General features: G+C 68.7%; 13 protein-coding genes and 1 tRNA gene. 9 read left to right on the top strand and 5 right to left on the bottom strand.

Annotated elements, in window-relative coordinates:
- Window positions 1-78 precede the first annotated feature (78 nt).
- Window positions 79-1,602, top strand: coding sequence for an L-piperidine-6-carboxylate dehydrogenase (amaB, locus tag JF542_RS04455; protein WP_207074875.1), 1,524 nt, complete (start codon window positions 79-81; stop codon window positions 1,600-1,602).
- A 119-nt stretch (window positions 1,603-1,721) separates the two neighbouring features.
- Here amaB and JF542_RS04450 read toward each other — a convergent pair whose 3' ends face one another.
- Window positions 1,722-2,045 carry a HesB/IscA family protein gene (locus JF542_RS04450; RefSeq protein WP_007800910.1) on the bottom strand — a complete coding sequence of 108 codons (324 nt, stop codon included), beginning with the start codon at window positions 2,043-2,045 and terminating at the stop codon, window positions 1,722-1,724.
- Between the two features lie 113 nt (window positions 2,046-2,158).
- Here JF542_RS04450 and JF542_RS04445 point away from each other — a divergent pair, with 113 nt between their 5' ends.
- From JF542_RS04445 to JF542_RS04410, 8 genes are all read left to right on the top strand, one after another.
- Window positions 2,159-3,331, top strand: a complete 1,173-nt coding sequence (locus JF542_RS04445; protein ID WP_007800908.1) for a deoxyguanosinetriphosphate triphosphohydrolase — start codon at window positions 2,159-2,161, stop codon at window positions 3,329-3,331.
- 132 nt (window positions 3,332-3,463) lie between these two features.
- Window positions 3,464-5,320 carry a cation:proton antiporter gene (locus JF542_RS04440; RefSeq protein ID WP_007800905.1) on the top strand — a complete coding sequence of 619 codons (1,857 nt, stop codon included), beginning with the start codon at window positions 3,464-3,466 and terminating at the stop codon, window positions 5,318-5,320.
- A 269-nt stretch (window positions 5,321-5,589) separates the two neighbouring features.
- Window positions 5,590-7,332 carry an arginine--tRNA ligase gene (gene argS, locus JF542_RS04435; protein WP_207074874.1) on the top strand — a complete coding sequence of 581 codons (1,743 nt, stop codon included), beginning with the start codon at window positions 5,590-5,592 and terminating at the stop codon, window positions 7,330-7,332.
- 84 nt (window positions 7,333-7,416) lie between these two features.
- Window positions 7,417-8,424 carry an SPOR domain-containing protein gene (locus JF542_RS04430; protein ID WP_207074873.1) on the top strand — a complete coding sequence of 336 codons (1,008 nt, stop codon included), beginning with the start codon at window positions 7,417-7,419 and terminating at the stop codon, window positions 8,422-8,424.
- Window positions 8,400-9,428 (top strand): glycoside hydrolase family 3 N-terminal domain-containing protein, encoded by a 1,029-nt coding sequence (locus JF542_RS04425; RefSeq protein WP_242533575.1) that lies wholly within the window; start codon window positions 8,400-8,402, stop codon window positions 9,426-9,428. The genes JF542_RS04430 and JF542_RS04425 overlap by 25 nt, the downstream gene beginning before the upstream one ends.
- Window positions 9,428-10,234, top strand: coding sequence for a segregation and condensation protein A (locus JF542_RS04420; RefSeq protein WP_207074872.1), 807 nt, complete (start codon window positions 9,428-9,430; stop codon window positions 10,232-10,234). Before JF542_RS04425 ends, JF542_RS04420 begins: the two co-directional genes overlap by 1 nt.
- A gap of 163 nt (window positions 10,235-10,397) precedes the next feature.
- Entirely contained in the window at window positions 10,398-10,991 is a 594-nt protein-coding gene (gene scpB / locus JF542_RS04415) for an SMC-Scp complex subunit ScpB (protein ID WP_224886358.1), read from the top strand.
- 221 nt (window positions 10,992-11,212) lie between these two features.
- The gene (locus JF542_RS04410) at window positions 11,213-12,544 is read left to right on the top strand and encodes a GGDEF domain-containing protein (RefSeq protein WP_207074871.1); all 1,332 of its coding nucleotides are present in this window, start codon (window positions 11,213-11,215) and stop codon (window positions 12,542-12,544) included.
- Window positions 12,545-12,663: 119 nt separating this feature from the next.
- Here the strand turns inward: JF542_RS04410 and JF542_RS04405 are convergent, their stop codons facing one another.
- From JF542_RS04405 to ihfA, 4 genes are all read right to left on the bottom strand, one after another.
- A complete protein-coding gene (locus JF542_RS04405) occupies window positions 12,664-13,740 on the bottom strand; it encodes a 2'-deoxycytidine 5'-triphosphate deaminase (RefSeq protein WP_007800892.1) in 1,077 nt (358 codons plus the stop codon).
- Window positions 13,741-13,861: 121 nt separating this feature from the next.
- Window positions 13,862-13,938, bottom strand: a tRNA-Pro gene (locus JF542_RS04400).
- Between the two features lie 76 nt (window positions 13,939-14,014).
- Window positions 14,015-15,142: a MerR family transcriptional regulator gene (locus JF542_RS04395; protein ID WP_207074870.1), complete on the bottom strand. Its 1,128-nt coding sequence runs from the start codon at window positions 15,140-15,142 to the stop codon at window positions 14,015-14,017.
- A 6-nt stretch (window positions 15,143-15,148) separates the two neighbouring features.
- Window positions 15,149-15,451, bottom strand: a complete 303-nt coding sequence (gene ihfA, locus JF542_RS04390; protein WP_040544887.1) for an integration host factor subunit alpha — start codon at window positions 15,449-15,451, stop codon at window positions 15,149-15,151.
- Window positions 15,452-15,518 lie beyond the last annotated feature (67 nt).

Raw genomic sequence — 15,518 nt, 5'->3', positions numbered from 1 at the left:
CATCGTTGGGGGCAGGGCGCGGGGGGATGGTAGCGTCTTTGGACAATGCTTTCCGACAGACGAAGGAGTCTCTCCCCGATGCTCACCGAACCGCTTTCCGCCCTCACCGCGCGCACCTTGCAGGCCTGCGGCGTCACCACGTCGCTCGATGTTGCCGGCGGCATGGAGGTGGTCTCTCCGCTCACCGGCGAGACCGTGGCCTCGGTCGCCCCCCAGAGCGCCGCCGATGCCGAGGCGGCGGTGAGCCGTGCCGCAGTGGCCTTCCGTCACTGGCGCATGGTGCCCGGCCCGCGCCGGGGCGAGCTGGTGCGCCTGTTCGCCGAAGAACTGCGCGCGTCGAAGGACGATCTCGGACGGATGGTGTCCATCGAGGCGGGGAAATCACCCTCGGAAGGGGCCGGCGAGGTGCAGGAGATGATCGACATCTGCGACTTCGCCGTCGGCCTGTCGCGCCAGCTCTATGGCCTCACCATCGCCACCGAGCGGCCGGGGCACCGGATGATGGAGACATGGCACCCGCTGGGCGTGGTGGGCATCATCACCGCGTTCAACTTCCCCTGCGCGCCGTGGTGCTGGAACGCGGCGCTGGCGCTGGTCTGCGGCGACCCGGTGGTCTGGAAACCCTCCGAGAAGACCCCGCTGACCGCGCTCGCCTGTCAGGCGGTCTTCGAGCGGGCAGTGGAACGTTTTGGCGACGACGCGCCCGAGGGGCTCTCGCAGGTCCTCGTAGGCGGCCCGGCGCTGGGCGAGGTGCTGACCGACAGCCCCTCCGTCGCGCTGATCTCGGCCACCGGCTCGACCCGCATGGGCCGCATCGTCGGCCCGCGCGTGGCGGAACGCTTCGGGCGCTGCATCCTCGAGCTTGGCGGCAACAATGCCGGCATCGTCTGCCCCTCGGCGGATCTCGACATGGCACTGCGGGCCATCGCCTTCGGGGCCATGGGCACCGCCGGGCAGCGTTGCACCACCATGCGCCGGCTCTTCGTGCATGAGAGCATCTATGACCAGATCGTGCCGGCGCTGAAAAAGGCGTATGCCTCGGTCTCCGTCGGCAACCCGCTCGAGACGCAGGCGCTTGTCGGCCCTCTGATCGATGGCGCCGCCTTCGAGGCGATGCAGGACGCGCTGGGCGAGGCCCGGGCGCTGGGCGGCCGCGTCCACGGCGGCGCGCGCGAAAGCGTCGGACCGGAGAGCGCCTTCTACGTCAAGCCGGCGCTGGTCGAGATGCCCGAGCAGGCCGGCCCGGTGCTGCGCGAGACCTTCGCGCCGATTCTCTACGTGATGACCTATTCAGATTTCGACGGCGTGCTCGAGGCACACAACGCGGTGGGCGGCGGGCTGTCGTCGTCGATCTTCACCACCGACCTGCGCGAGATGGAGCTGTTCCTCTCGGCGCGTGGCTCGGATTGCGGCATCGCCAACGTCAATATCGGCACCTCGGGCGCCGAGATCGGCGGTGCCTTCGGGGGCGAGAAGGAGACCGGCGGTGGCCGCGAGAGCGGCTCGGACGCGTGGCGCGCCTATATGCGGCGGGCCACCAACACCATCAACTACTCGCGCGAGCTGCCGCTGGCGCAGGGTGTGGTGTTCGACATCGACTGACCGCCAAGCGCCCGTCGCCACCAAAGACCAAAAACCCCGCGGGCAGCGCTCGCGGGGTTATATATGTTCGTGCGGTTTCAATGCGTTGCGGCGTTCTTCTCAGCTGTCGCCGCAGGCGCTCACATCGAGAAGCTGGTGCCGCAGCCGCAGGAGCTGGTGGCGTTCGGGTTCTCGATCACGAAGCGCGCGCCGATCAGCTCCTCGGAGAAATCGATCACCGCGTTGGTGAGGAACGGCAGCGAGACCTCGTCGATCACCACCTGTTCACCGGAGCCTTCGAGCACCAGATCATCGTCGGCCGGATCGTCGAGCTTGATCTCGTACTGGAAGCCCGAGCAGCCGCCACCCTCGATGGCCACGCGCAGGGCCTTTCCCTGGGCATGGGCGCCGATCTCGTGAAGGCGGGCAAAGGCACGGTCTGTGACTTTGGGGGGCAGATTCATGGCAAGACTCCCAACGGTTTATCTTGGCGGACTTGTCGAATATAGGGATCTCAAGGACAGGCGGCAACCGGGCGAAACGATCCGGCCCGCGACAGACATGAAGGCGAACGCGCATGGCGATCTACGCTTGCGATCCGCAGCACGCACGCGGACGACGCGTGCCCGAGGAAGAGAGCGCGTTCCGCTCCTGCTTCCAGCGCGACCGGGATCGCATCATCCACTCCTCGGCCTTCCGCCGGCTCAAGCACAAGACGCAGGTTTTCGTCGAGCACGAGGGCGATTTCTTCCGCACGCGGCTGACCCATTCGATCGAGGTGGCGCAGGTGGCGCGCACCATGTCGAACGCGCTTGGGCTCAACACCGATCTCACCGAGGCGGTGGCTCTGGCGCATGACCTCGGCCACACGCCCTTCGGCCACACCGGAGAGGACGCGCTGCACGAACTGATGGCGCCCTATGGCGGCTTCGATCACAACGCGCAGGCGCTGCATATCGTCAGCTCGCTCGAGCGTCACTATGCTGAATTCGACGGTCTCAACCTCACGTGGGACACGCTCGAGGGCATTGCAAAGCACAACGGCCCGCTGCTGCCGCTGGCCGAGGGCGAGGATCTGCCTGTGACGCTGGCCGAGTACAACGCCCGACACGATCTCGAGCTGCACACCCATGCCAGCGGCGAAGCGCAGGTGGCGGCGCTGTCGGATGACATCGCCTACAACAACCACGATTTGCAGGACGGGCTGCGCGCCGGCCTGTTCACCGAGGCCGAAATCGCCGAGCTGGCGCTGATCGGCCCGGCCTATGCCGAGGTCGACCGGCTCTATCCCGGTCTCGACGCCTATCGCCGCCGCCACGAGGCGCTGCGTAGGGTGTTCGGCTACATGGTCTCGGACGTGATCGACACCAGCCGCGCCCGGCTCGAGGCCGCCGCGCCGGACGGGCCACAGGCGATCCGCGATCTTGGCCGCCCGGTGATCGCATTCTCCGATGACATGTGGGTGCAACTCAAGGAGATCCGCAGCTTCCTGTTCCGCCGCATGTACCGCGCGCCCTCGGTGATGGAGATCCGCACCAAGGTCACGCAGGTGGTCTATGACCTGTTTCCACTGTTCATGGCGACGCCGTCGCTGCTGCCCGAGCGCTGGCATGCCGAGATCGCGGCGGCCGAGGACGAGACCGCGCTGGCGCGGCTGGTCTGCGACTACATCGCCGGCATGACCGACCGCTATGCGCTGCAGGCCCATTCGCGGCTGATGGGCGTGGACATCCTGCACGACGTGCGCTGAGCCGGCGCCGCGTCGCCGGATTCACTGGACAGCACCGCCTTTCGACACATCTGATGGTGTCCGGCGCGCGGGCCTCTGCCTGCGCGCCCTTGCGTGTGCCCGTCAGGGTGGCGTTCGAGTGAAAGGAAGACGATGGCAGTGGCTGAAACCGCGGGTCTCGACCCGGTGATTGGATTTGCGCTTGTGGGCGCGCTCGGCGTCGGCTCGCAATGGCTGGCGTGGCGGCTCAGGATGCCCGCCATCGTGCTGATGCTGGTGGCGGGCCTCGCGATCGGGCCGGGGCTGGGGGTGCTCAACCCGTCCGAGGATTTCGGCACGCTGATGCAGCCGATGCTGGCCATCGCCGTGGCGATCATCCTCTTCGAGGGCGGCATGACGCTGAACTTCCAGTCGCTCAGCGATGCCGCCACCGGTGTGCGCCGGCTGGTTCTGGTCGGCGGGCCGCTGGGCTGGGCGGCCTCGACGGCGGCGCTGCACTGGGCCGCGGGGCTGTCATGGGAAGTTTCGGCGGTGTTCGGCGGCATCATGATCGTCACCGGCCCCACGGTGATCGCGCCGCTCCTGCGACAGGCCCGGCTCAAGCGCCGCCCGGCGGCGCTGCTGCAATGGGAGGCCATCGTCAACGACCCCGTGGGCGCGCTGGCGGCGGTACTGGCCTTCGAGGTGGTGATCGTTCTCAACAACGCCGAGACCGCGGGCGACGCGGTGCTGCAGATGGTGCTGGGCGTGGCGGTGGCGATCGCTCTGGGTGTCGCCGGCGGCTGGGGGCTGGCACGCGCCTTCCGCAATGCCTTGGTGCCGGAATACATGAAGGTGCCGGTGCTCTTCGTGCTGCTGCTCGGGGTGTTCGCGCTCTCCGACAGCCTGCTGCACGAGAGCGGCCTGCTGGCGGTGACCGTGATGGGGCTGTGGATCGCCAACGCCAACCTTCCGAGCTACGAGGAGCTGCGCCGCTTCAAAGAGCACGCCACGATCCTGCTGGTCTCGGGGGTCTTTATCCTGCTCGCCGCCAACATGAGCCGCGAGACGCTGCTGTCGCTCGACTGGAGCGCGGCGCTCTTCGTGGCGGTGGTGATCCTGATCGCGCGCCCGATCCCGGTGCTGGCGGCCCTGGGCTTCTCCAACATCCCGTGGCGCGAGCGCCTGCTGGTGGCCTTCACCGGCCCGCGCGGCGTGGTGCTGGTGGCGGTGGCCGGGCTCTTCGGCGAGCGCCTCGCCTCGCTGGGCGTGGCCGATGCCGAGCGCATCGCGCCACTGGCCTTCGCGCTGGTGGCGGCAACCGTGGTGCTGCACGGCTTCACGCTGACGCCGATGGCGCGGCTGCTGGGCCTGACGGCCACCGAGACACCGGGCGTGCTGATCGTCGGCGGCTCGCGCTGGTCGGTGGCGCTGGGGATGGCGTTCAAGAAGCTCGACCTGCCGGTGCTGGTGGCCGATCCCAACCGCGCCCACCTGCGCAGCGCCCGCGAGGCGGGGCTCGAGACCTTCTGGGGCGACATCCTGTCCGAGGCCGCCGAGCACAAGCTCGATTTCGTCAGCTACGACAAGATCATCGCCGCCACCGACAACGATGCCTACAACACGCTGGTGGCCACCGACCTCGCGCCGGAGTTCGGTCGCGAGCACGTGTTCCAGCTCAAGCGCGTGCGCGAGACCTCGGCCCGCCACGCCCTGCCGGCGACGCTCGGAGGGCAGAAATTCGCCGCCGACGAGACCTTCTTCGAGGCCAATGCGCGGCTTGCCGAGGGCTGGGAGTTCCGCGTCACCAAGCTGTCGGCGGAATTTACGCTGGCGCAATGGCGCGAGACCAACCCCGAAGCGGTGCCGGTTGCCGATCTCGGCCCGAACGGAACGCTGCGCCTTCTCGGGCCCGAGACCAAGGTCAAGGAGACCGAGGGCACGCGGCTGCTCTTCCTCGCGCCCAAGCGTCAGGAGCGCAAGGAAGACCGCCGCGACGAGAACGGGCAGGACACCATGAAGGCCGGCTGACGCGGGCGCGCCGTCCGCGGGGGATCTCCCGGTCGCACTGGCCGGCCTGCCTCCGGCGGGAGTATTTTTGACGAAGAGAAGCTCAAAGAGAAGACAGGGGGCGCTGCGCTCCTGTCTTCTTCTGGCTGAAAATATCCCGGGGGAGTCCGCGCGCCGCGCGGGCGGGGGCAGCGCCCCCTCTTAGCGGACGTGGAGCGCGTGCGGCGCAGGCCATTTGACCCTGCCCGCCGAAGTGGTAGAGGGAACGCCGACCGTATGGAGACGCTGACATGAACCTCTTCACCGATATTCGCGCGCTTGTCCTGCAGGCGATCGAGGCGCTGCAGGCCGAGGGCGCGCTGCCCGAGGGCCTCGCCACAGCCGCCGTCACGGTGGAGCCGCCGCGAGACCCGCTGCATGGCGACATGGCGACCAATGCCGCGATGGTGCTGGCCAAGCCCGCCAAGGCCAAGCCGCGCGACATCGCCGAGGCGCTGGCCGCGAAGATCGCCGCCGACGACCGCGTCGACCACGCCGAGGTGGCGGGGCCGGGCTTTCTCAACCTGCGGCTCGCGCCGTCGGTCTGGCAGGCGCTGCCGCAGGGCGTGCTGGCCGCCGGCACCGATTTCGGGCGCTCGCAGATGGGGCAGGGCGCGAAGGTCAATGTCGAGTATGTCTCGGCCAACCCGACCGGCCCGCTGCACGTGGGCCACACCCGTGGCGCGGTGTTCGGCGACGCACTCGCGAGCCTGCTGGATTTCGCAGGCTACGACGTCACCCGCGAATACTACATCAACGACGGCGGCGCGCAGGTCGACGTGCTCGCCCGGTCGGTCTACCTGCGCTACCTTGAGGCGCAGGGTCACGAGGTCGAATTCGCCGACGGGACCTATCCGGGCGACTACCTGATCCCCGTCGGCGAGAAGCTGAAGGAGCAGGTCGGCGACCGGTATGTCGGCCAGCCCGAAGAGGTCTGGCTCGAGGAGGTGCGCAACTTCGCCACCGACGAGATGATGGCGCTGATCCGCGAGGATCTGAAGATGCTCGGCGTCGAGATGGACGAGTTCTTCTCGGAGAAGTCGCTCTACGGCACCGGCCGCATCGAGGCCGCGATCGAGAGCCTCAACGCCAAGGGCCTGATCTATCGCGGCGTGCTGGAGCCGCCGAAGGGCAAGAAGCCCGAGGACTGGGAGCCGCGCGAGCAGACCCTGTTCAAGTCGACCGAGCACGGCGATGATGTCGACCGGCCGATCATGAAATCCGATGGCGCCTGGACCTATTTCGCCCCCGATATCGCCTATCACTACGACAAGGTGAGCCGCGGCTACGACCAGCTCATCGACGTGTTCGGCGCCGATCACGGCGGCTACGTCAAGCGCATGAAGGCGGCGGTCTCGGCGCTGTCGGACGGCAAGACCCCGCTCGACATCAAGCTGATCCAGCTGGTCAAGCTGTACAAGAACGGCGAGCCGTTCAAGATGTCGAAGCGCGCCGGCACCTTCGTCACCCTGCGCGACGTGGTCGAGGAGGTGGGCCCCGACGTGACCCGCTTCGTCATGCTGACCCGAAAGAACGACGCCTCGCTCGATTTCGACTTCGCCAAGGCGGTGGAGCAGTCGAAGGAAAACCCGGTGTTCTACGTGCAATACGCACATGCCCGGATCTGCTCGGTGATGCGCAAGGCAACCGAGGCCGGCGTCGACGTGTCGGACGCCGCGCTGGCCGGGGCCGATGTGTCGGTTCTGAGCCACGAGGCCGAGCTCGGGCTGATGAAGAAACTGGCCGAATGGCCGCGCCTGGTGGAGATCGCCGCCAAGGGGCACGAGCCCCACAAGGTCGCGATCTGGCTCAATGAATTGGCCTCGGACCTGCACGCGCTGTGGAACAAGGGCCACGATGAGCCCGCGCTGCGCTTCCTTCAGGACGACGCCGCTCTGAGCCAGAGCAAAATCGCGCTGGCGCGGGCGGTCGCGGTTGTCATTTCCGCGGGCCTTGGTATCTTGGGCGTGACCCCGGTGGAAGAAATGCGCTGAGCCAGAACGCCGCGCCGCCCCGGGAGCACGGGCAGAGCAGAACACCCGCGGGGCGGCAAGGCCGCGGCGGGGCAGCGAGGCAGAATGGCGGATTTCACCTATGACGCGCCTGCGGATGAGCAGGCGCCGAGCGGGAACAGGATCGCGACGCTGACCAACTGGGCTGGCGCGGCGGTCTCGCTGGCGCTGATCGCAGGTGTCGGCGTCTGGGGCTACAAGCTGGTGATGCGCGACGTCACCGGCGTTCCGGTGGTACAGGCGATGGATGGGCCGATGCGCATCGCGCCCGAGGATCCGGGCGGCACGCTCGCCGACCACCAGGGACTTGCGGTGAACGACGTGGCCGGCACCGGCCTCGCGGCGCCGGTTCCCGACCAGCTTCTGTTGGCACCGCAGCCCGCCGGGCTCAGCGACGAGGATCTGCCCGTGGCAGAGCTTCCGAAACCGGTGCGCCGGGCCCAGGATCGTGCTGCACCGGCGGTGCTGACCGACGACGAGGGCGGCACGCTGGCCGAGCCCGCGCCCGCCGCGGAGGGCAGTGACATGATCCGCGCACTGGCCGATCAGATTGCCGCCGACGCCCAGCCGCTCAGCGCTCTGGCAGAGGGCGAGGATGCCGAGGTGCAGACCGCGCTCGGTGACGCCGATGCCGAGGAGGGGGCGCAGGCCTCCGAGCAGGTCGCCGCCGTCGCGGGCCCGCCGGGCGCGTTGGTGCGTTCTCTGCGACCGTCCAGCCGGCCCGCTGCGCTCAACACCGCCGGCCCGTCGCCGGAGGCGACCTTGGCCGCAGCGCTCGAGGCCCAGCAGGGCCCCAGCGAGATCGACCCCACGACGCTGCCCGCCGGCACCCGTCTGGCGCAGCTCGGTGCCTATGACAGCCCCGAGACCGCGCGCAGCGAGTGGCAGCGCTTCTCGTCCCGCTTTGGCGAGTTCATGGACGGCAAATCGCGGGTCATCGAACGCGCCACCTCGGGCGGGCGGATCTTCTATCGCCTGCGCGCACACGGCTTCGCCGACCTCTCGGACGCGCGCCGCTTCTGCGCCGCCTTCGTGGCGGAGAACGCCGATTGCATCCCGGTGACCACACGGTGAGCGGCCAGCGTTTCGGAGCGGCGATCCTCGGGCCCGAGGGCCTGCGTCTTTCAGCCGAGGAGCGCGGCTTCTTCGCCCGGACCGATCCGTTTGGTTTCATCCTCTTCGCCCGCAACCTCGACAGCCGGGCGCAGATCAGCGCCCTCACCGCCGAGTTGCGGGACGCCGTGGGCCGCGATGCGCCGATCTTCATCGATCAAGAGGGTGGCCGGGTGCAGCGCCTGCGCCCGCCGTTGGCGACCGAATGGCTGCCACCGCTCGATGACGTGGCGCGCTTCGGCGACAGCGCCGCCGAGGCGATGCGGCTGCGCTTCCTGATCACCGCACTCGAGCTGCGCGGTCTTGGCATCGACGGCAACTGCGCGCCGATGCTCGACGTTGGCCGCGCCGCGACCCATCCTTTCCTGCGCAACCGCTGCTATGGCGAGACCCCCGAACGCGTGGCCGAGATCGGCCGCGCCGTGGCCCAGGGCCTCCTGCAGGGCGGTGTGCTGCCGGTGATCAAGCACCTGCCGGGCCACGGGCTTGCGCAGCTCGACAGCCATCTCGACCTGCCGCGCATCTCCGCCCCGCGCGAGGAGCTCGAAGCGATCGACTTCGCCGCCTTCCGCCCGTTCCACGATCTGCCGCTCGGAATGACCGCGCATCTGGTCTTCGAGGGGCTCAACACCGCGCCCGCCACCGTCGATCCCGCGATGATCCGGCTGATCCGCGACGAGATCGGCTTTGACGGCTTCCTGATGACCGACGATATTTCGATGCAGGCGCTGTCGGGAACCGTGCCCGAGCGGGGCGCCGCCTCGCTGGCCGCCGGCTGCGATTGCGTTCTGCATTGCAACGGCGACATGGCCGAGATGGCGCCGCTGATGGAGGTTGCCGGCCGGATGAGCCCAGAGGCACAGGCCCGCGCCGAGGCGGCGCTCAAGGCCCGCACCGCGCCGGCCGCGCTTGACATCGACGCGCTCAAGGCCGAGCGTGAGGCGCTTCTGCCCGAGACCGCCTGATGTCAGACGAGGATTTTGACAGCACTGTCGAGACGCTGAGCGTCGCCGAGCGGCTTGCCGCAGAGGCGCTGATCGTCGATGTCGACGGGTTCGAGGGCCCGCTCGACCTGCTTCTGACGCTGTCGCGCACCCAGAAGGTCGACCTGCGCAAGATCTCGGTGCTTGAGCTCGCGCGTCAATATCTCGCTTTTGTCGACCGGGCCAAGGCGCTGCGCATCGAGCTGGCCGCCGATTATCTCGTCATGGCCGCCTGGCTCGCCTTTCTGAAATCGCGCCTGTTGCTGCCCCCCGATCCCACCGAGGAAGGACCCTCGGGCGAGGAACTGGCGGCGCATCTGGCGTTCCAGCTCGAGCGCCTGCAGGCGATGCGCGATGCCGCCGCGCGGCTGATGGCGCGCGATCGTCTGGGGCGCGATTTCTTCGCCCGTGGTCTGCCCGAGGACATGGAGCGCGTCCGTCGGGTGCGCTACACCGCCACGCTGATGGACCTGATGCAGGGCTATGCGCGGATCCGCACCCGCGACGAGTTCCGCCCTTTCGTGATGGACCGCGAGAGCGTCTACACCATGGAGCAGGCGCTCGACCGGATGCGCGGGCTGCTGGGCTTTGCCGGGCAGTGGACCGACATCTCCTCCTGGCTGCCCGACGGCTGGGAGGCCGACCCGGTCAAGTGGCGCTCGGCCACCGCCGCCACCTTCGCCGCCTCGCTCGAGCTGGTGAAGGAAGGCCATGCCGAGATCCGCCAATCCGAGACCTTCGCGCCGATCCAGCTGCGCAAACGGGAGACCCGCCATGACCGAGACTGACGCCACTGCCAGCGGCGCGCCGGGCGCGGCCGAAGAGGAGGGCGCCCGGGCGCCCGAACCGACCGAGGCCCCCGAAGACCTTCCGGAAAACGCGGGCGGGGACGCGACCGCAAGACCGCGGGACACCCTCTTCGAGGCTCCGCCGCTGGCCGAGCAGGAGCGCATGGTCGAGGCCATCCTCTTCGCCTCGGCCGAGCCGGTGACGGTGCGCGAGCTCGAGGCGCGGATGCCGCATGGCTCCGACCCCGCCGAGGCGCTGGTGCGACTGCGCAGGCATTACGAGGATCGTGGCGTGAGAGTGGTGCGCGTGGGCGATGCCTGGGCCATTCGCACCGCGCCGGATCTCGGCTTCCTGATGCAGAAGGAAACCGTCGAGACCCGCAAGCTCAGCCGCGCCGCCATCGAGACCCTTGCGATCATCGCCTATCACCAGCCGGTGACCCGGGCCGAGATCGAGGAGATCCGCGGCGTCAGCGTGTCGCGCGGCACCGTCGACCAGCTGCTCGAGATGGAGTGGATCCGCTTCGGGCGCCGCAAGATGACGCCGGGCCGCCCGGTGACCTTCGTGGTGACGCAGGATTTCCTCGACGAGTTCGGCCTCGAGAGCGCCCGCGACCTGCCGGGGCTGAAGGAGCTGCGCTCTGCCGGCCTGCTCGACAACCGCCCGCCGCCGGGCACCATCCCGCTGCCGGGCGACAGCGCCGGAGACGAGGGCGAGGACGAGGCGCCCGGTCAGAGCGAACTGTTCGAGGACTGATCCCGCCCCGGAAGGCCGCGCGGCGCAGTTGCCGGACTGTCGTCGGGCCCTGAGAACGCGATCTCGGGTGAGGGCGCGTGCTCACGCGGCTCCGGGATGCGCGCGCAGATCGGCTCAATCTTAGCGGTTTCTTTCACGATTGCTCAATGGCTTTGGCTTTAGAATTGGCATTCGTGGTTCCATTCGGGAAATGCCTCAAAGCCTTGCAGGAGCATGAAATCATGTCAGTTGTCCGGTCCTCCGTCTTCTCCTTTCAGCGCGGAAACAGCCGGGCCAGCGGCATCCCGGCCAGCCACACGACCCTGCGCGGCGTGATCTGGCTCCGCTGGGCCGCGCTCAGCGTCGTGGCGTTCCTGTGCCTCATGGCGATTGAAGGGCATGTCTACGCAATCCCCGGCCTCTATGCCCCGGTGGGCGCCGCCGTCTTCTCGATCCCGACCGTGCTCGCCACGCTGCTGGCGCTCGCGGCGACCTTGATGCAGACGCCGCTGCGCACGGTGTCCCGGCTCGAGGCGGTGCTCTGGGGCATGGTCATTGCCGTCGCCGTCGGGGCGCAGGTCCTGCACGCCCAGGGGCTCAGCTTCGGCGCTGGCGAGATGGGGCAGAACACCGCCTTGTCGTTCATCCTGCTCGCGCTCGGACAGCTCTGCTTTGGACGCCTACGCGAGGCGCCCTTCGGGCTCACGATGATGGCCATGGCGCTGCCTTTTCTCGGCCTGTGCGGCTATCTCTTCGCCCAGCCGCAGATGTTTGGTGCCATGTCGCTGCCCACCAGCGTGATGCTGCTTGGGCTCGGCACCGCCGGGATGTTGCGATTCATGCGGCGGCCGCTGCTGCGCTCGGCGATCGGCAACTCTCCGGTCGGTCGGGCGGCGCGCCGGCTGTTGCTGCTCTGGGTCGGCTGGCTGGCGATCTCGGCCGTGATCCTGAGGTTCGTCGAGCCGGCGTTTCAGTCGCTGACCATGTTCTTCGTGATGGTGCTGTCCTCGGTGGGGGTGTTCATGCTGGTGCTCTACCTCGCCATGCTGGCCGAGTCGCGCCACAAGCTCTATGCGCATCGCAAGGGCGCGGTGGCGCAGGCGCTGCTGCGCGATCCGGAAAGCGGCCTTTACGGGTCCGAGATGGCGCGGCTCTTCATGGCGACCTTCGGCGCATCCGCCCCGGTCGGAATTGTTCTGGTCGGGTTCGAAACCGCCGGTGGCGACCGCGACAAGATGTGCCCCGAGCTGCGAGGTTCGACGCTGAAGACGCTGGCGGCGCGCCTGCGCGATGTGCTGCGCCCGGAAGAACTGCTCACGCGGGGTACGGATGACAGGTTGATGATCCTGATCCGTGACGTTTCCGGGGAAGAGATCGAGCCGCGCGCCGCACGTCTACTGAATGCGGCGCGCGGGCTCGAACAAAACCTGCAGGGGGTGTCGGTCTCGGTCGGGGCTGCCTGCTCGCGCCGCGGCGACACCGCCTTCGGCCCGGCGCTGAGCCGGGCGCAGGGCGCCCTGAGCGAGGCCGAGCGCGCGGGCTGCAACCGCGTGGTGCTGGCCCGCGCCGCCTGAGCGCCACCGGCTGGCGCTTGCCTTGTCAGGAAGCTTGCCGCGCCGCTCTCAGCCACCGCGGCGGCGTCCAAACGGGTGCCCGGCCTGTCAGCTTAGACAGCCCTGGTCCGTCGCTGCGGTCAGGTGCGGAAATGCTTCGAGAGCTTCAGGCCCTGGCCCTGGTAGTTCGAGGCGATCCCGGCGCCGTAAAGCTGCTCGGGCAGTTCATCCATCCGCTCATAGACCAGACGGCCCACCACCTGCCCGTGCTCGAGCACGAAAGGCGCCTCGTGGCAGCGCACCTCGAGCACCCCGCGCGAACCGGTGCCGCCGGCGCCCGCGTGGCCGAAGCCCGGATCGAAGAAGCCGGCGTAATGCACCCGGAACTCGCCCACCATGGCCAGGTAGGGCGCCATCTCGGCGGCATAGGCGGGGGGAATGTGCACCGCCTCGCGGCTCACGAGGATGTAGAAGGCATCCGGGTCGAGGATCAGTTGGCCGCGATCGGAGTGCAGCGGATCCCAGAACTCGGCCGGGTCGTAGTGGCCCAGCAGGTCGAGATCGATCACCCCGGTATGGGGCTTGGCGCGCCAGCCGACCAGCGTGCCCTCCTGTGGCCTCAGATCGACGGAAAAGCCCAGCCCCTCGCGGATCACAGCCGGGCCACCGGTCACCAGCGTGTCGCTGGCATGCAGCGCGGTGAGCTCGGCATCGTCGAGCACCGACTGCCCGTTGCGGAAGCGGATCTGGTTCAGGCGCATCCCCGTCCGCGCCAGCACCGAGAAGCTGCGCGGGCAGATCTCGGCATAGAGCGGACCGGCATAGCCTGCGCTCACGCGGTCGAACTCGGTGCCGCCATCGGTGATGGTACGAGTCAGCAGATCGAGCCGCCCGGTCGAGCTCTTGGCGTTGGCCACGGCGTTGACGCCCTCGGGCAGAGACAGCTCTTCGAGCAGCGGCACGACGTAGACGCAGCCCTTTTCGAGCACCGCGCCGGCGGTCAGATCGACCCGGTGCATCTCGAACTCCGACAGCCGCTCGGCGACGCTGCGGCCACCGCCGGCGAGGAACGACGCGCGCACGCGGATCGCCTCGGTGCCGAGCCGCAGGTCGAGGCTCGCGGGCTGGATCTGCCCCTCGGCCATCGGCTGCGACAGGCGGATCGCGCCTTCGGCGATCATGGTTTCGATCTGCTGGCTGGCGAGCACCCCGGTCATGCCTGTCCCCTTGTTGCGTCTGCTGTCCTTAGCAAGCGGCGGCAGGCGAGGGAACGACAAAAACCCGCCGTCCGAGGCGGTAAGGCCTTGGAACATGCGGGGTTCTGTATGCGGGGTATTTTGGTCGGGCTAGCAGGACTCGAACCTGCGACCTTCCGTCCCCCAGACGGACGCGCTACCAGGCTGCGCCATAGCCCGACTTGGTGTGCGGTTCATACCGGTTTTGACGGCAGGGGCAAGCCGATTCTGCACGAAAAATCGGCGTGCCCTTCGATCAGTGCCGTGCCGCCCGGTCCGCCCGGTCCGCCCGGTCGAGCCAGTTGCGCAGCGCCGCAACCGGGGCTGTGAGCGCCGCAGCCTCGGAGGCGCCGAGCCGGTCGAGCCGTGCCAGATGGCGCAGCGCGCCGGCAGGCGGGACGGGCAGGGCTGCGAGATCGGGAAGATCCGGGAGCGCGCGGCTGGCGGGCAAGGGCGACTCGGGGAGCGGAGCGGGATCGGCCCCGAAGACGTTCTCTGCCGAGACCTGCGGCGCGTCCGAGGCCATGGGCGACTCACTTGCCACGGCGGGCGCCTCGGGCTCGGCGGCCGGCTCCGGATGCGCGCCGTAAGGCTGCTCGGGCAGGGCCGCGAAGGCAGGGGCGGCCTCCCCGGACGGGGCGGGCGCTGCGGTGTCGGCCGGCGTTCCGTCCTGCCGTTCTTCGAGGGAATGCGCGAGGAAGTCCGGCACCGGGCTATCCTGTTCGGCGATCGTCGGACCTTCTTCTTCCGCGTCCGGCGATGCGGAGGAAAGTTCGCTCTGCGCCTCGGCGGGGGTGGCGTCGGCCGACAGTTCCGCAGCATCGCTGAACTCGGCACCGGGCGCATCCAGCGGCGTCTCTTCGGGCGCGCTGGCCACGGTCTCCGACCCCACTTCTGGGGGTGCCGCGACTGTGTCATCCGGGCTGGTCTCGGGCACATGAGACGGGGCCTCGCCGGGCTCGGCCGCAGAGACCGGCGCCTCGGCGTCCTTCTGGGCCGTCACCGGCGCGAAGGGCAGGACCGTGCCGCTTTCGGGCTGGGCCTCGACGTAAGGCGCATCCTCGACGGTCTCGGCCACAACATCCTCGGCCTCGGCCTCGGCCTCGTCAAGCTGTAGCGGGGCCAGCGCGGCGACGTGTTTCACGCCCTGTTCGCGCAAGACCTTCTGCACGCCCTTGATGGTCAGGCCGTCGTCATAGAGCAGCGTCCTTATACCCGAGAGCAACGAGATGTCGCCGGGGCGGTAGTAGCGCCGCCCACCGGCACGTTTCACCGGCTTCACCTGCGTGAACTTGCTTTCCCAGAAACGCAGGACATGCGCGGGCGTGTCCAAAAGGTCCGCGACCTCACTGATGGTGCGGAACGCGTCGCGGGACTTGCTCATGCGGTGTTACCTCTTGTTGCCTTCGGCGACCTGCTCTTTCATCAGGTGCGAGGGCCGGAAGGTCAGCACGCGGCGCGGCTGGATCGGCACCTCTTCGCCGGTCTTCGGGTTGCGGCCGACGCGCGCCGCCTTGTCCCGCACCGAGAAGGTGCCGAAGGACGAGATCTTCACCTGTTCGCCGCGCACCAGCGCGTCGGACATGTGTTGAAGCACCGATTCCACAAGCTCGGCGCTTTCGTTCCGCGACAGTCCGACCTCGCGGAACACCGCTTCGCTCAGATCCATGCGCGTTAGGGTCTTTTCGCTCATACCCATCCCTCCCGGTTTCGCCCAAGCATGGGGGCGGGAAATTTCCGAGTCAATATCAAGCACTTGA

It is taken from the genome of Salipiger bermudensis, from assembly GCF_017309175.1.
In the GTDB taxonomy this organism is placed as follows: Bacteria; Pseudomonadota; Alphaproteobacteria; order Rhodobacterales; family Rhodobacteraceae; genus Salipiger; species Salipiger bermudensis.
The sequence above is the reverse complement of the archived record's forward strand: the minus strand, read 5'-3'. Positions and strand labels throughout refer to the sequence as shown.

Coding starts and splice junctions, on each gene's coding strand:
- JF542_RS04445 (WP_007800908.1), top strand. CDS start 2,159: ATGGCGATCTACGCTTGCGATCCGCAGCACGCACGCGGACGACGCGTG.
- JF542_RS04410 (WP_207074871.1), top strand. CDS start 11,213: ATGTCAGTTGTCCGGTCCTCCGTCTTCTCCTTTCAGCGCGGAAACAGC.
- JF542_RS04395 (WP_207074870.1), bottom strand. CDS start 15,142: ATGAGCAAGTCCCGCGACGCGTTCCGCACCATCAGTGAGGTCGCGGAC.
- amaB (WP_207074875.1), top strand. CDS start 79: ATGCTCACCGAACCGCTTTCCGCCCTCACCGCGCGCACCTTGCAGGCC.
- ihfA (WP_040544887.1), bottom strand. CDS start 15,451: ATGAGCGAAAAGACCCTAACGCGCATGGATCTGAGCGAAGCGGTGTTC.
- argS (WP_207074874.1), top strand. CDS start 5,590: ATGAACCTCTTCACCGATATTCGCGCGCTTGTCCTGCAGGCGATCGAG.
- JF542_RS04405 (WP_007800892.1), bottom strand. CDS start 13,740: ATGACCGGGGTGCTCGCCAGCCAGCAGATCGAAACCATGATCGCCGAA.
- JF542_RS04430 (WP_207074873.1), top strand. CDS start 7,417: ATGGCGGATTTCACCTATGACGCGCCTGCGGATGAGCAGGCGCCGAGC.
- JF542_RS04440 (WP_007800905.1), top strand. CDS start 3,464: ATGGCAGTGGCTGAAACCGCGGGTCTCGACCCGGTGATTGGATTTGCG.
- JF542_RS04450 (WP_007800910.1), bottom strand. CDS start 2,045: ATGAATCTGCCCCCCAAAGTCACAGACCGTGCCTTTGCCCGCCTTCAC.
- JF542_RS04420 (WP_207074872.1), top strand. CDS start 9,428: ATGTCAGACGAGGATTTTGACAGCACTGTCGAGACGCTGAGCGTCGCC.
- scpB (WP_224886358.1), top strand. CDS start 10,398: ATGGTCGAGGCCATCCTCTTCGCCTCGGCCGAGCCGGTGACGGTGCGC.